15 protein-coding genes are annotated in these 15,053 nt (G+C 63.7%); 5 read left to right on the top strand and 10 right to left on the bottom strand.

The window, feature by feature from the left end; translation table 11 throughout:
- Positions 1-123 precede the first annotated feature (123 nt).
- Together FJW07_RS26690 and FJW07_RS26685 are read right to left on the bottom strand one after the other, a co-directional pair.
- The gene (locus FJW07_RS26690) at positions 124-2,112 is read right to left on the bottom strand and encodes a bifunctional 2',3'-cyclic-nucleotide 2'-phosphodiesterase/3'-nucleotidase (protein WP_140859342.1); all 1,989 of its coding nucleotides are present in this window, start codon (positions 2,110-2,112) and stop codon (positions 124-126) included.
- A gap of 140 nt (positions 2,113-2,252) precedes the next feature.
- Entirely contained in the window at positions 2,253-3,518 is a 1,266-nt protein-coding gene (locus FJW07_RS26685; protein ID WP_140859341.1) for an NAD(P)/FAD-dependent oxidoreductase, read from the bottom strand.
- Between the two features lie 173 nt (positions 3,519-3,691).
- On the opposite strand from FJW07_RS26685, the gene FJW07_RS26680 reads away from it, so the two are divergent.
- Positions 3,692-4,351, top strand: a complete 660-nt coding sequence (locus tag FJW07_RS26680; RefSeq protein ID WP_140859340.1) for a 5-formyltetrahydrofolate cyclo-ligase — start codon at positions 3,692-3,694, stop codon at positions 4,349-4,351.
- Here the strand turns inward: FJW07_RS26680 and FJW07_RS26675 are convergent.
- Positions 4,348-4,821 (bottom strand): Lrp/AsnC family transcriptional regulator, encoded by a 474-nt coding sequence (locus FJW07_RS26675; protein ID WP_040982960.1) that lies wholly within the window; start codon positions 4,819-4,821, stop codon positions 4,348-4,350. The two genes, FJW07_RS26680 and FJW07_RS26675, sit on opposite strands and share 4 nt — an antisense overlap.
- Positions 4,822-5,027: 206 nt before the next feature.
- Between FJW07_RS26675 and ald the strand changes: the two genes are divergently transcribed.
- Positions 5,028-6,143, top strand: a complete 1,116-nt coding sequence (ald, locus tag FJW07_RS26670; protein ID WP_140859339.1) for an alanine dehydrogenase — start codon at positions 5,028-5,030, stop codon at positions 6,141-6,143.
- 425 nt (positions 6,144-6,568) lie between these two features.
- Here the strand turns inward: ald and FJW07_RS26665 are convergent, their stop codons facing one another.
- The 6 genes from FJW07_RS26665 to FJW07_RS26640 form a co-directional block, all read right to left on the bottom strand.
- A complete protein-coding gene (locus FJW07_RS26665; protein WP_140859338.1) occupies positions 6,569-7,036 on the bottom strand; it encodes a DUF1203 domain-containing protein in 468 nt (155 codons plus the stop codon).
- Positions 7,037-7,178: 142 nt separating this feature from the next.
- Positions 7,179-7,736: an OmpA family protein gene (locus FJW07_RS26660; RefSeq protein ID WP_140859337.1), complete on the bottom strand. Its 558-nt coding sequence runs from the start codon at positions 7,734-7,736 to the stop codon at positions 7,179-7,181.
- A 130-nt stretch (positions 7,737-7,866) separates the two neighbouring features.
- The gene (locus FJW07_RS26655; protein WP_140859336.1) at positions 7,867-8,430 is read right to left on the bottom strand and encodes a GNAT family N-acetyltransferase; all 564 of its coding nucleotides are present in this window, start codon (positions 8,428-8,430) and stop codon (positions 7,867-7,869) included.
- The gene (gene sseA / locus FJW07_RS26650) at positions 8,430-9,281 is read right to left on the bottom strand and encodes a 3-mercaptopyruvate sulfurtransferase (RefSeq protein ID WP_140708858.1); all 852 of its coding nucleotides are present in this window, start codon (positions 9,279-9,281) and stop codon (positions 8,430-8,432) included. Before sseA ends, FJW07_RS26655 begins: the two co-directional genes overlap by 1 nt.
- A 32-nt stretch (positions 9,282-9,313) precedes the next feature.
- Positions 9,314-10,057, bottom strand: coding sequence for an alanyl-tRNA editing protein (locus tag FJW07_RS26645; RefSeq protein WP_140859384.1), 744 nt, complete (start codon positions 10,055-10,057; stop codon positions 9,314-9,316).
- Positions 10,057-11,091 (bottom strand): cysteine synthase A, encoded by a 1,035-nt coding sequence (locus tag FJW07_RS26640; RefSeq protein WP_140708856.1) that lies wholly within the window; start codon positions 11,089-11,091, stop codon positions 10,057-10,059. The genes FJW07_RS26645 and FJW07_RS26640 overlap by 1 nt, the downstream gene beginning before the upstream one ends.
- 191 nt (positions 11,092-11,282) lie before the next feature.
- Between FJW07_RS26640 and FJW07_RS26635 the strand changes: the two genes are divergently transcribed.
- Together FJW07_RS26635 and FJW07_RS26630 are read left to right on the top strand one after the other, a co-directional pair.
- Positions 11,283-12,134: an SDR family NAD(P)-dependent oxidoreductase gene (locus tag FJW07_RS26635; RefSeq protein WP_140859335.1), complete on the top strand. Its 852-nt coding sequence runs from the start codon at positions 11,283-11,285 to the stop codon at positions 12,132-12,134.
- Between the two features lie 69 nt (positions 12,135-12,203).
- Entirely contained in the window at positions 12,204-13,193 is a 990-nt protein-coding gene (locus FJW07_RS26630) for an alpha/beta fold hydrolase (RefSeq protein WP_140859334.1), read from the top strand.
- Between the two features lie 72 nt (positions 13,194-13,265).
- Here FJW07_RS26630 and FJW07_RS26625 read toward each other — a convergent pair whose 3' ends face one another.
- A complete protein-coding gene (locus FJW07_RS26625) occupies positions 13,266-14,690 on the bottom strand; it encodes a DEAD/DEAH box helicase (protein WP_140859383.1) in 1,425 nt (474 codons plus the stop codon).
- Here FJW07_RS26625 and FJW07_RS26620 point away from each other — a divergent pair.
- Positions 14,689-15,036 (top strand): hypothetical protein, encoded by a 348-nt coding sequence (locus tag FJW07_RS26620; protein WP_140646259.1) that lies wholly within the window; start codon positions 14,689-14,691, stop codon positions 15,034-15,036. The two genes, FJW07_RS26625 and FJW07_RS26620, sit on opposite strands and share 2 nt — an antisense overlap.
- Positions 15,037-15,053 lie beyond the last annotated feature (17 nt).

The raw sequence follows: 15,053 nt of genomic DNA, 5'->3' as shown, positions 1-15,053 counted from the left end.
ACAGCCGGAACCAGAGCGGCCGGGGCAGCGATTTTGGCAGTTCACTGCTTTTTGCCTGAAGCGCTTTCCCGTCAGCGGCGGCGCGGGCGGCCGCCCAGGCAGCCGCGTCGACGCGGCACGACGTCAAAGCGTGATGCGATATCTGGCAAAGCCCCCCTCGCCCTCGCCGGCAGGCTCTATCTTCAAGGATTTCACGTCGGCGATGAGATCCTTAGCGCCCGGTCCGGTCTCGAAGACGACGCTGGCGCCGGGCAGCGGCGCGAAGGACCAGTTGTCGTCCGCCGAAGGGTTGATCGTGCCCTCGCTGACGACGTAGCGCACGATCACGTCGCGGTTGGTGTCCGGCGCTTCGTAGATGATCTTCGAGGCGTCGATGTCGGGGAAATTGCCGCCGCCGCCAGCGCGGTAATTGTTGGTGGCAACGACGAATTTCGCTGCCGGATCAATCGGTTTTCCGTTGAAATTCAAGTCGGCGATGCGATTGGAACCGGCGTTCGCGATGCCGCCCTTGGCATCGTATTTCGGCGGCTGCGACAGGTCGATCCGGTAGGTGACGCCGTCGATGACGTCGAAATTATAGGATGGGAAGTCGGTGTTGATCAGCGGCTGATCCGCTTTACCCGGCTCGATATGGTTGAAGATGCCGGCGGACATCTCCAGCCATTCCTTCACCTCGGTGCCGGTGATTTCGACGGCGCGCACCGTGTTCGGGTAAAGATAGAGGTCGGCGACATTCTTGATGGCGATATCGCCCGCGGGAACGTCGGTATAGTAGTCGGCGCCGTTGCGGCCGCCGGCCTTGAAGGGCGCCGCCGCCGACAGGAGCGGCACGTCCTTCCACTCAGTGCTCTTCAATATGTCCTTGAGATACCAGGTCTGCGCCTGGTTGACGATCTGCACGGACGGATCGTCGGCCACCAGGGCGAAATAGGAGTAAAGCGGCGCCGATGTCTTGCCGACGGGGCGGCGGACATAGGCAAGTGTCGCCGCGTGGTCCTGCTCGAGCGCCGCGATGATGCGCTTGTCGTCGCCAACGGTCGCCTTGTTCTTGTTGTCGACGCGCTCATAGATCGGCCGCGCCTCGGAGGTGGCCGAGACGATCCGCCACTTCGAGCCGTCGCGCTCCAGAAGCAGGTCGATCAGACCCATATGCGAACCCCAGAAGCCGCCCATGACCGCCGGCTTGCCCTGCAGCGTGCCCTTCTCGGTGTCGACGCCTGCGAGCGCCTGGAAATCCTTCTTGCCGGGGAAGACCAGATGCTGGTGGCCGGTGAAGACCGCGTCGATGCCCTCGACGCCGGCGACGAAGAACGAGGCGTTCTCCATCTTGTCACCCTGCTTGATATCGATGCCGGAATGCGAAAGCGCGATGACGATATCGGCGCCTTCCTCCCTGATCTGCGGCACCCAGGCCTTGGCCGCCTCGACGATATCGCGCGTCTGGACGCTGCCTTCGAGGTTTTTCAGGTCCCAGACCATGATTTGCGGCGGCACGAAGCCGATGACGCCGATCCTGATCCGTTGCTCGGCCCCGGACCCGTCCTTGATCTTCCTGTCGAGGATGACATAGGGCTTGAGATAGAGCTTGTCGTCGCGCGGGTTCGCGGCAAGCGTGGTGCCGCGGATCAGGTTCGCGCAGACGAAGGGAAAGTTGGCGCCGGCTAACACCTTGTCGAGAAAGGACAGCCCGTAATTGAATTCATGGTTGCCGAGCGTCGAGCATTCATAGCCGAGCACGTTCATGCCCTTCATGACGGGGTGCAGATCGCCGTCCTTCATGCCTTTCTCGTAGGCGATATAGTCGCCCATCGGACTGCCCTGCAGCAAGTCGCCATTGTCGATCAGCATCGAATTTACGGCTTCCTTGCGCACCGCGTCGATCAGCGAGGCGGTGCGCGACAGGCCCATCGTGTCGTTCGCCTTGTCGGCGTAATAATCGTAAGGCAGCAGGTTCACATGGATATCGGTCGTCTCCATGATCCTGAGATGCGCCTGATTGGCCGCGGCGCGGGCGGAGAACGGATGCAGCATGATCAGCGCGCCGCCGGCAGCGGCGCCAGCCAGGAATTCGCGACGGGAGAATTCGGGGCGGAAGACGGGCAGCCGTGACATTTTCTTCTCCTCTTCGACAACGCGACGACCCCTGCCCAAGCATGGAGCATGGCGCTGATGAGGCTTCGAGTCCACGCGCGCGAAAGGCCTTTCGATCACGAGAAGGTGACGTCTCGATGAAGCCGATGACGGCGAGGAAATCAGCTCTTGTCGTCGTCGCCCTGGGTGATCAGCCGCGCGCTGCGCTGGCCGGTAAGATATATCCATAGCCAGCTAAGCGAGACCGCCAGGCGGTTGCGGAAGTCGATCAGGAAATAGATGTGCGCTATGCCCCAGAGCCACCAGGCGGGCCAGCCGGTGAGCTTGATCCAACCGAAATCGATGGCGGCGGCGCGCTTGCCGATCGTCGCCAGGTCGCCGGCATGCTTGTAGCGGAAAGGACGCGTCGCGGTGTCGCCGGCCAGCCGCGCCTTGATCGTCGCGGCGACGTGCTTGCCCTCCTGCTTGGCCGACGGCGCCACACCCGGTACTGGCTTGCCATCCGGCCGCAGCACATGCGCGGTGTCGCCGATGACGAAAATGTCTGGATTGCCGGGCACAGTGAGGTCGGGTTCGACCAGCACCCGGCCCGCCCGGTCGGCCGCAGCCCCCAGCCATTCGGCCGCGGGCGAAGCTGCGACGCCGGCCGCCCAGATGATCGTCCTTGCCGGCAGGCGCCTGTCGCCGAAGACGACGCCTTCGGCATCCAGTTTCGTGACAGGGCGCCCGAGCTCGACGGTGACGCCCAGCCGTTCCAGCGCCTTGCGGGCATAGTCGGAAAGCTGCGGCGCGAAATTGGCCAGGATCCGGTCGCCAGCCTCGATCAGCACGACGCGCGCCTGTCGGGTGTCGATGTTGCGGAACTCGTCGCGCAGCGTGTCATGCGCGAGCTCGACAATGGTGCCTGCGAGTTCGACGCCGGTCGGCCCGCCGCCGACAATGACCAGCGTCAGCAGCGCCTGGCGCTTCGCCGGGTCGGTTTCGCGTTCCGCCTGCTCGAAGGCCAGCAGGATGCGTCGCCGGATCGTCGTGGCGTCCTCGAGCGTTTTCAGCCCCGGCGCGAACGGCTCCCACTCGTCATGGCCGAAATAGGCGTGGCGCGCGCCGGTGGCGAGCACCAGCGTGTCATAAGGAACCGAGCTGCCGTCTTCGAGCAGCACGCGTTTGCCGGCGCGGTCGACGCCGGTGACATTGCCGAGAAGCGTCGTCACGTCCTTGCGCCTGCGCAGCAGATGACGGATCGGCCAGGCAACCTCAGAGGTCGCAAGCGACGTCGTCGCCACCTGGTAAAGCAGCGGCTGGAAAAGATGGTGGTTGCGTTTGTCGATCATGGTGATGCGCACCGGAGCTCCCGCCAGCGCACGCGTGAGTTCGAGGCCGCCGAAGCCGGCGCCGACGACAATGACGTTATGCTCGGTTTCGCTCATTTCATTTCGTCTCGCCAAGTGTAACCGTCACCCGTGATGTAAGTATTTTTGTGCGCTGCAACAATGTTGGATCGGGCAATTACCATGCCCGGGAGTCGTCGCGCGGCGTCGTGAATGCACATGCGACCGCACAGCCATGAGTATAGCGTGAAACAAATCGACAGGAGCCAAGCATGGCCGACAACCGTGACGACGAAGGGCCGGCGCAATACGCCTCGCCGCCCTGCTTTATGCATGAACTCGACCCGGAATACCGGGAGCCGCTCTCCGACTGGACGGATGTCAGACGCTGGCGCAAGGCCGAGCGCGAGCGGCTCATCGGCGCCCGCCTTGTGGTCTCAGCCGATGCGCGCGCGGCCATGTCTGCGCGCATCGCGGACGGCCTCGACGCGCTGATCGGAGACATAGCCGGCCGGATGGTCAGCCTCTACTGGCCGTTTCGCGGTGAGCCGGATCTGCGCGGCTGGATGGCCTCGGTCAACGAGCGCGGTGGGCGCACGGCGCTGCCCGTCGTCATCGAGAAGGGGCAGCCGCTGGTGTTTCGCGCCTACAAACAGGGCGACCGGCTGGAAAAGGGCGTGTGGAACATTCCGATCCCGGCCGAGGGCGACCCGGTCCTGCCCGACATCGTGATCTCGCCGATCGTCGGCATCGATCCAGGTAACTATCGGCTGGGTTATGGCGGCGGCTTTTACGATCGCACGCTTGCCGCAATGCCGTTCAGGCCGCTGGTCATCGGCGTCGGCTACGAATTGCAGCGCATCCCGACCATCTACCCGCAGCCGCACGATATTCCAATGACTACTGTGGTGACCGAAGCCGCAGCGGTTTAAGCCATCTCAGGCCGCAGCCCGACCGCCGTGCGATCGACGATCTCACGCAGCGCGAAGGATGAGTTGATCTTGGTCACGTGCGGCATGGCCGACAGCCATTCCTTGTGGATGCGCTCATAGTCGACGAGATCCTTCGCCGCGATGCGCAGGATGTAGTCGTATTCGCCCGACATCAGATGGCAGGAGAGCACGTTCGGGCAGCGCTTGATCGCCGCCTCGAAATCCGACAGCGTCTTTTCGAATTGCCCCGACAGCGATATGTGCACGATCGCCGTCATCTGGTGGCCGAGCGCGGAATTGGACAGCCGCGCGTGATACCCGCGGATGGTTCCGGACTTCTCCAGATTGTCGAGCCGGCGCGAACAGGCCGATTGGGAAAGGCCGACCTTCTCCGCGAGCGCCGCATTGGGGATCCGGCCATCCTTCTGCAAAGTCTCCAGAATGGCGATATCAATCCTGTCGAGCCGCATTTTTCGTGGTTCCTGCGAATTTCAAGTCATTTTGCGCAACGATTATCGAAGAGCGACCGCTACCGCAAGTGCATTCGCAAACACATACGGAACGATTCGTGGTTGACTGCGGTTGTTGCGTGTCCACCCTCCGCATTTTCGACCCGGTGACATGCACGAGCGACAGTAAGAGCGCCCCCTGAAGGGCGCGGACAGGGAGAAGAAAGATGCGTGTCGGCTGCCCCAAGGAAATCAAGAACCATGAATATCGCGTCGGCCTGACGCCGGGCTCTGTCCGCGAATATGTCGCGCATGGCCATGAAGTGCTGGTCGAGACCGGTGCTGGCGCCGGCATCGGCGCCGACGACAACGCCTATCGCGCCGCCGGCGCGACCATCGCCAAGACGGCCGCCGACGTGTTCGCCAAGTCGGACATGATCGTCAAGGTCAAGGAGCCGCAGCCCAACGAATGGATCCAGCTGCGCGACGGCCAGATCCTCTACACCTATCTGCACCTCGCTCCCGATCCGGAGCAGACCAAGGGTCTTCTTGGCTCGGGCGTGACCGCGGTCGCTTATGAGACCGTGACAGACGATCGCGGCGGCCTGCCGCTGCTCGCCCCGATGTCGGAAGTCGCCGGTCGCCTTTCGATCCAGGCCGGCGCGACTGCGCTGCAGAAGGCCAATGGCGGCCGCGGCGTGCTGCTCGGCGGCGTGCCCGGCGTGCTGCCCGGCAAGGTCACCGTGCTCGGTGGCGGCGTCGTCGGCCTGCATGCGGCCAAGATGGCGGCCGGCCTCGGCGCCGATGTCACCATCATCGACCGCTCGATCCCGCGTCTGCGCCAGCTCGACGACATTTTTGGCGGCCGCGTGCATACGCGTTACTCGACTGTCGAAGCGCTGGAGGAAGAATGCTTTTCGGCCGACGTCGTGATCGGCGCCGTGCTGATCCCGGGCGCCGCCGCGCCCAAGCTCGTGACCCGCGAAATGCTTTCCGGCATGAAGAAGGGCTCGGTGCTGGTCGACGTCGCGATCGACCAGGGCGGCTGCTTCGAGACCTCGCATGCCACGACGCATGCCGATCCGACCTATGAGGTCGACGGCGTGATCCACTATTGCGTCGCCAACATGCCCGGCGCCGTGCCGGTCACTTCGGCGCACGCGCTCAACAACGCGACGCTGCATTACGGCTTGCAACTCGCCGACAAGGGCCTCAAGGCGCTGGTCGACGACCATCACCTGCGCAACGGCCTCAATGTCCATAAGGGCAAGATCACCAACCGCGCCGTCGCCGAAGCGCTCGGCTACGAAATGGTCGAACCGAAGGCGGTTCTTGCCGCCTGATAAATTCGCAGAGATTTCCTTCTGTCGCCCGCCGAGTCACTCCGGCGGGCTTTTTCTTGAGCGCAAACTGGTCGCGTCAAGAAAACCGGGCAACAAAAAAGCGGAGCAAAAGCCCCGCTTCCTCGAATGTCGCGACCTGCCGCCGGTCCATCCGCGGTCGGCAAATCATCAACAACTGCTTTCTAGCGCAGTAGTGCGACGGGAATACGACAGTCTCGAAATGCGCCTTTTCTCGTCTTCCGCCAATATGCGCCCTTGTGTGAAATGCTTCACATTCGCTCGACAAGAAAGACGCCTAGAGACGGACCGTTACTGGCGGCCTGAGCCTGCCGGGTCGGACAAGTCCGGCCCGGACAGCACTGGCCGACAGCTTCTGTCAGACCCTCCAACGGCCCGCCCGACCATCGGCGGGCTTCTTTTTTGGGTCATGCCCGCTCGATGCGGCATTGATAGCAATTGTTCCGGGCCGAGCGGACATGGATGTAGGCGATGTCGTCGCGCCCAAACAGCGTCCGCGCCCGGGCGGCAATCTCGCCGGTCGGCGTGACGGCGCCGCTGCCATAGACGATGCGATCGTCCTCGCCATAGCCCCTGACGATATAGTCGCTGCTTTCGAGCATCTCCGGCAGCGCATCGCCCTCGGCGGCGCGCTCGCATTCGTCGGCGTGCAGGAAGATCGGGCCGGTTTCGGCATAAGGCTGCAGTTGCGGGAACGGCCGGTAAGCCACGATCAGGTAGCCTTTGCCTGCGGCGACATTCTTCATGCAGTGCCTGCAGGGTACGCCGTCGCCATCGGAGATCCGGTGCTCCGGGGTGCGGCCGTAGGCATCGGGCCCTCCTCGCTGCAGGGCGCGCACGGCTTCGGTCGGCAAGGCTTGGAACTGGATGCCCATGGCAAATCTCCGGTGTCGATTTCCGGAAATTATGCCTGTGCGACGGCGTCTCCCACCCGATTCCTGACTGACGCCGCGCACAAGTGAAAGAGCCCGGCCGCGTTGAACAGGCCCCTCCGTCGTCGGTATTATCGGCTCAGCTTCACCGCACGAAATCGTCGAAGCGGCGCAGTGTCACGCGCCGGTTGCGCCAGTTCTCCTGCTGGGTCTGCACAAGCAGGAATTCCTCGCCATAGCCGACGGTGTCCAGCGCGAAGGCGGGCACGCCGAACTCACCCCCCAGCGTCCGCTTCAGCGACGCGGCGCGGCGTTCGGACAGGACCTGGTTCGATTCGAAAGAACCCACGGCGTCGGTATGGCCTTCGATCAGGATGCGGGCGCCGCGGTCGCGCCGCAAGATGCGATGGAGCGCGTCGGCAATGATTTCGACCTTGCCGTATTGCGAAGGGGCGATGGCGGCCGAGCCGAATTCGAAATTGATCGACTGGATGTCGATCGAGCGCGCCATGCGCCGCAGATCGGGCCGGCGCTTGAACTCGCGAATGGTGACGCGCTCGTTCGGGCGTAGCTTCTTCCTGGGCGCGGCGTCGAGCTGGCGCTCGATCGTGGCAGCCGAAGGCGTGGTCGCCTGCGCGGATGCCAGGCTCGGCATGGCAATTGCCGCGATCATGGCTACGGCGAATGTACGTCGGGTCAGCATGTCTTTTCTCCTACAAGCCCGGCCTCGTAATGCGGCCGGGACAATGGCAAAGACAGTGTGAAGCGGCGATGAACAAGGCGTTCAGGCGGTGAGACGTTATAGCTTGCCGTTCGGAATTGCTTTGAACGGCTTAGCCTCGCATGACGCTGGCCGAGCGCTCGGCGAAGCTCAGCGGATGCACGACCTCCTTCTTCTGCGCCACCGGCGTGAAGCCGAGCTTCTGGTACAGCGGGAGAGCCGCCGGATGGTCGAGCGTGCAGGTCTGCACGGTGACGCGCCTTGGCCCATGCGCCCAGGCCGCCGAGATTGCGGCGCCAAGGAACCAGCGGCCGATGCCCTGGCCGTGCGCATGCTCCATCATGCCGAAATAGGCGAGATCCACCTCATCCGGCAGATGCGGCTTGAGGTCGAAGAAGCCGGCGGGAGCGCCGTCGAGATAGAGCACCCTGATGTCGCGATCCTCGCGGTGCAGGCCGGCGGCAAGCTCCTCGTCGCTCAGCCTCAGCACATTGACCCAGTGCCATTTGCGCCCGACGCGATCCATCAGATAGCGATAGAAATGGAGTGGGATATCGTTCGTCTTCAGCAGCGCGATCTGGCGGTTGTAGGGGATCGGCGGCGAAACCGCCGGCGCCGCATGCATCTCCAGGAACGTGACCGTGACATCGATATCTTGCAGCGCGCCGTTTTCCATCATTCTTTCCCCGTCACCACCGGCGTGTCGCCGAGACCGCCCCATTCTGTCCAGGAACCATCGTAGAGCCGGTTGTCGGTATGGCCGAGCGTCTCCAGCGCCAGCGTGATCGCCGCCGCGGTGATGCCCGAGCCGCAGGACGTGACGACCGGCTTCGACAGGTCGATGCCGGCCCCCTCGATCACCTTGCGCAAGCGGTCCTTGGGCAGCAGCTCGCCATTCTCGGCAAGCGCCGTGATCGGAACATTGCGCGCGCCAGGCATATGGCCCGAACGGACGCCTGGGCGCGGCTCCGGATCGGTGCCGGCAAAGCGGCCTGAAGAGCGCGCGTCGGCGATCTGGCTCTTCCGGCCGCCGACGATCCTGCGCATCTCGTCGAGCCCGACAACCCGGCCCGCGTCGAAATCGGCGTGGAAGACGCTTGGCGCGATCTTCGTCGGCTCAGCCGTCACGGGTCGCCCCTCGGCCTTCCAGCGGTCGATGCCGCCGTTCAGGATGTAGACCTGGAAGACGCCCATGACGCGGAACATCCACCAGGCGCGCGGCGCCGAGAACAGGCCTGGACCGTCATAGACGACGATCGTGTCGTCGGCTGAAACGCCCATGGCGCCGACATATTGGGCGAAGTGCTGCGGCGAGGCCAATGTGTGCGGCAGTTTCGAATCCGGATCGGAAACCGCATCCTGGTCGAGGAAGCGCGCACCGGGAATGTGAGCGGCATCGTATTCGGCGCGGGCGTCGCGCTTTTGCGCCGGCAGGTACCAAGAGGCGTCGATGATGGTGAGGCCTGGCTCGCCAAGCTGCTTTTCCAGCCAATCGGCGTCGACGATGAAAGGGCTGTCCTGCGCCATTTTTGTTCTCCCTGCCCCGCCTCGCCTTAACGTCAATTCGCCGGTATCGGTCCGAAGCGAATACGGAAGCGCCGGTTCTCGCGGCCTTTCTTCTCGATCTTGCCGATATGGATCTCGCCGACCTCGCCTGTCGACTTCACATGCGTGCCGCCGCAGGGCTGGCTGTCGATCGAGCCGTTGTCGCCGATGCAGACCAGGCGGATATTGCCGGTGCCGACAGGTGGCCGCACATTCTTCGATTTCACCAAGCCGGGATTGGCGGCGAGCTCCTCGTCGGTGATCAGCCTTGTGAAGATCGGATGATCGGCGCGCACCAGCTCCATCAGCCTCGCCGTCACATCCTCCTTGCTGAAGCCGGCATCAGGAATATCGAAGTCGACGCGGCTGTCGTCCTCGGCAACCGCCGCCCCGGTGATCGGAAACGGACAGACCACGGTCAGCAGGTGGCAGGCGGAATGCATGCGCATCAGAAGGTGCCGCCGCTCCCAGTCGATCAAGAGCTTCAGCCTTTCGCCGACAGCGGGCAGTGCGTGCTCCGGTGCCGGCACATGGATGATCTCGTCCTTGGTCTCGCCGGTGATGGTGGCGGCGATCGCGATGCGGCCGCCGTCGGCACGTTCGAGCATGCCGGTATCGCCCGGCTGTCCGCCCGACGTGGCGTAGAAGATTGTCCGGTCGAGCAGGATGCCGCCACGGTCGTTGACGGCGACAACCTCGGCCTCCGCCGACTTCTGATAGGCGTCGTCGCGAAACAGCGTCTCGGTCTTGCGCACCATCATGCCACCTTTTCGAACGGCACGGAAATGTCGGTCTTCTCTTCCATCCAGCCCGGCACCGGAAGATTCTTGCCGCGCAGGAACTCCGGATTGAAGAGCTTGGACTGGTAGCGCGTGCCGTAGTCGGCAAGGATTGTCACGATGGTGTGGCCGGGACCGAGCTCGCGCGCCAGCCGGATGGCGCCGGCGATGTTGATGCCGGTCGAGCCGCCGACGCAGAGCCCTTCTTCCTGGATCAGGTCGAAGATGATCGGCAACGCTTCCTCGTCCGGGATCTGGTAGGAGAAATCCGGCGTGAAATCTTCCAGATTGGCGGTGACGCGGCCCTGCCCGATACCTTCGGTGATCGAGCTGCCATCGGATTTCAGTTCGCCGCTGGTGTAGAAGCTGTAGAGCGCGGCGCCCAGCGGATCGGCGAGCGCGATCTTGACGTCCTTGCTCTTGCCCTTGAGCCCGAGCGCGACACCGGCGAGCGTGCCGCCGGAGCCGACGGCCGAGACGAAGCCATCGATCTTGCCGTTGGTCTGAGCCCAGATTTCCTGCGCGGTCGTGCGGATATGGCCGTCGCGGTTGGCGACATTGTCGAACTGGTTGGCCCAGATCGCACCGTTCGGCTCCGAGCGCGCCAGTTGCTCGGCAAGGCGGCCCGACAGCCTCACGTAATTGTTGGGGTTCTTGTAGGGGACCGCCGGCACTTCGATCAGTTCGGCGCCAAGCAGCTTGATCGTGTCCTTCTTCTCCTGGCTCTGCGTGTCGGGGATGACGATCACGGTGCGATAGCCGAGCGCCTTGGCGACCAGCGTCAAGCCGATGCCGGTGTTGCCGGCAGTGCCTTCGACGATAAGCCCGCCGGGCTTCAGGAGCCCACGCTGTTCGGCATCGCGGATGATGAACAGGCCGGCCCGATCCTTCACCGATTGCCCCGGATTCATGAACTCGGCCTTGCCGAGGATCTCGCAACCGGTCGCTTCCGAGGCTTTGTTGAGCCGGATCAGGGGCGTGTTGCCGATCGCTTCGATCACAGAACGGGGCATGCGGGATTCCTTCATGTGTGCGGCGAGACCCTAAAAACCGGAAGCTGCGGTTTCAAGGCAAGATTTTGCCTGGTCCAGTCGCATTCCGGATGGTGCAATGCTCGCGATCATTTCAACGTCATGCGCAAAACCGCTCTTTTCAACCGATTTCTCCGCCGCTAGAGCAAACCGGAACATTCGCAGGACATCCCATGGCACTCTACCGGGCCAATCCGAAAGACGGTGTCGCCTGGATCACGGGCGGCAGCAGCGGCCTTGGCCGGGCGTTGGCCAAGGATCTCGCCAATCAAGGCTATGCCGTCGCGGTGACGTCGCTGCCGGAAGATCCAGCCGACACGCTGATCGTCGAAACGGCGCAGATGTCCGGACATGTGAAGTCCTTTCCCTGTGACGTGACCGACGAGCAGGGCATGGCGCGCGCGGCCGCCGCGATCGAAGAACAGATGGGGCCGATCGTGCTTGCCGTCTTCAACGCCGGCAACTATATCGCCACACCCGGCGAGAACCTGGTGGTGCGCGATTTCCATCGCTCCTTCGCCGTGAACTATTTCGGCATCGTCAACGGCGTGGTGCCGGTCGTCGAGCATATGCGCGTGCGCGGACGCGGCCATGTCGTCCTGGTCGGATCCGTCACCGCCTATTGCGGCTGGCCGACCACGGCGGCCTATGGCGGCACCAAGGCCGCGATCAACATCCTGGCGGAGTCGCTGAAATACGACTTCGACAAGATGAACATCCGCGTTCAGGTCATCAATCCGGGATTCGTCGACACGCCGCTGACCGAAAAGAACAAGCTGCCGATGCCGGGCCTGATGCCTGTACATCGCGCGTCACGCCGCATGGCGCGCGGCATCAGGAAGGGCGGCTTCGAAGTCACCTTCCCGTACCACGTAAGCTTGCCCCTGAAACTGCTCAGCCTGCTGCCGCGGCCGATCTGCCGGTTCGTCATTGGTCTCACTACCCACTGGTGGGGGCGGCCATTGCATTTCGACCGCAGGCTGCCCGGCAAAAAAGATCCGCCCGGCGACGACAGGCCAACATAAGCCGGCGAAACGGCGATTGCCTGCCGGCGGGGACGGCCATAGGTTGAGAATCATTGCTTGGAGACTGTAATGGGGCGGCGGATCGTGCTTGCAGTGCTTGGCCTTGCAGTCGTCCTGGTCGCCGGTTTCTTCCTTGGCCCGCGCGTGTCGGTCGATACGACAATCCGTTTCAATCCGTCGGCGATCGGCGAAGATCCGCAGGCCTATCTGGCGCGTGAAGAGGCTGCCGTGCCCAACATCCGCGACGGGCTCGACAAGGAGATCATCTGGGCGAACCCGATGGTCCATGCCAAGACGCCCTTGGCCATCGTCTATATCCATGGCTTTTCCGCCTCGAAGGGCGAGGTCCGCCCCTTGCCGGACGACATTGCGGATGAACTGGACGCCAACCTCTTCTACACGCGCCTGACCGGTCACGGTCAGGATGGCGCGGCAATGGCGCAAGGCAGCGTCAATGCCTGGATCAACGACTATGAGGAGGCGTTGGCCATCGGCCGCGCCATCGGCGACAAGGTGATCGTTATCGGGACCTCGACCGGCGGCTCGCTGGCGGCGTGGGCCGCAACGCAGCCGGGCGCTTCGGACGATGTCGCCGCGATCGCGTTCATATCGCCCAATTTCGGCGTCAAGGCCTCCGGCGCCGAGTTGCTGACCATGCCCTGGGGCGGGCAACTCGCCGAGCTCGTTGGAGGCAAGGAGCGCAGTTTCCCGGCGCGCAACGCGCTGCACGAAAAATTCTGGACCACCAGATATCCGATGAAGGCGGTGCTGCCGATGGCCGCGCTCACGGAACTCGCTTATGGCGCGCCGGTCGAGAAGGCGACGATCCCGGCCCTGTTCATCTTCTCCGATTCCGACAAGGTGGTGCGACCCGACCGCACGCGCGAGATTGCCGGACGCTGGGGAGCTTCGCACGAGCTGGTGCCGGTCGACGACACCGGCGATCCGGACAATCACGTCATCGCCGGCGATGTGCTGTCGCCGCAGACCACGGCCTTTCTCACCCAGCGCATCGTGGTGTGGGTGAAGGCGCTGATGCAGCAGCAGTCAGGCGAGTGAAGTCGGGCCAGTGAAATGAAAAACGGCCGAAGCATCGCTCCGGCCGTTCCTGTTCGCGTGGTTCTGCTGGGCTCAAGCAGCCCGGTTCGCCGGACGCTTGCCGCCGAAGCGGCGCTTGTTGTTGCCCTTGAAGCGCTTGAAGCCGTCAGGCTTGCTCGAGCCATTCGGCTTGGCGGCAGCCGGGCGTTCGCCCTGCGGCTTCGGAGCGCGTTCGCCATGAGGCTTGCCGCCGAAACGCTTGTTGTCGCCACCGTTGGCAGGGCGGCGGCCATCGCGGCGGGCGCCGTGATGCTCGCGATCATTGGCCGGTTCGAAATGACGCTCGGTCTTTTCCCTGGGATCGCGCTGCGGATCCGGGCTGCCGAGATGGTCGGCAACAACCGGCAGCTTCATGCGGATGATACGCTCGACCTGCCGCAGCTTGGCGTTCTCCGAAGGATCGCAAAGCGTGATGGCAATGCCGTCCCTGCCGTTGCGGCCGGTGCGGCCGATGCGGTGGACGTAGCTTTCCGCCTCATCCGGCAGGTCGAAATTCACGACATGGCTGATGCCGGGAACGTCAATGCCGCGCGCCGCAATATCGGTGGCGACCAGGATGCGAACCGAGCCATCGCGGAAATCGTTGAGCGCCTTCTGGCGCGCATTCTGCGATTTGTTGCCGTGGATGACGGCAGCCTCGAAACCGTCACGGGCCAGGTCCTTGGTGACGCGGTCGGCGCCATGCTTGGTGCGCGAGAACACGATCACCGAGCGCATCGCCTCGTCGGCGAGCATCTTGGACAGCACCTGGCGCTTCTGCTTGGTGCGGGCGAGCACCACACTCTGCACGATCTCGGCTGCCGCGGTGCTTTGCGGCGAAACTTCGATGCGGACGGGGTTCTTCAGCAAGCCCTTGGCAAGCTCTGCGATCTCATCGGGCATGGTGGCCGAGAACAGTGCCGTCTGGCGGTCCGGCGCGGTCGCCTTGGCGATGCGCTTGACGTCGTTGATGAAGCCCATGTCGAGCATGCGGTCGCCCTCGTCGAGGACGAGCCATTTGGTGTCCGCAAGGATGAGATCGCCCTCGCGCACCAAGTCGGTCAGGCGGCCCGGCGTGGCGATCAGAATGTCGACGCCGGGCGCAACCTTCTTCACCTGGCTGAAGCGCGAGACGCCGCCGAGCACCAGCGCGGTCGAGACATGCGCGCCCTTGGCGAGGATCTTGATGGTGTCCTCGATCTGCACGGCGAGTTCGCGCGTCGGCGCCAGGATGAGCGCACGCGTCGTCTTCGGCCGGCGCTTGGTGCCGAGCCCGATGATCTTGGACAGGATCGGCAACGCAAAGGCCGCGGTCTTGCCGGAGCCGGTCTGGGCGATGCCAAAAATGTCGCGGCCTTCCAACTGCGGCGGGATCGCCTGCATCTGGATCGGCTTGGGATCGGCGAAGCCGGCGGCATGAGTGGCCTTCAGTAACGCGCCCGAAATTCCAAGTGCGGCGAAACCATTCAGTTCCGCCATGTTTTCGTTGGTCAAAATATTCTTCTTTCACGCGGCCTTGTGGCCGCAAACATCAATGGCGGCAGGGCGCAACCTGCCGTCGGATAAATTATCATGGAACGACAAGGCGGCGGACGATCGTCCGCGCGGCTGCGCTGTCGTGCCCGCAAGCATCATGCCTCGGGGCTTTTTCGCCAGCTTGCCGATCGACCAGGGCCGATTTGCCGGAAAGAGGGAAAACAGACGCAACCAGTCTCATTCGTCGAGAAGGCCGGATTCGTTCCCGGCCCAAGCGCCTATGCCGCTGCATATGGCCGAGTCCGGCCCGAAATGCAAGGGGCTTCATGTTGCAGTGCAACAAAAATGAGGGCGCTTGCGCTCCCC

The organism is Mesorhizobium sp. B3-1-9 (genome assembly GCF_006439595.1).
In the GTDB taxonomy this organism is placed as follows: Bacteria; Pseudomonadota; Alphaproteobacteria; order Rhizobiales; family Rhizobiaceae; genus Mesorhizobium.
Note: the sequence above shows the minus strand (reverse complement) of the source record. Positions and strands in the feature narration are given on the sequence as shown.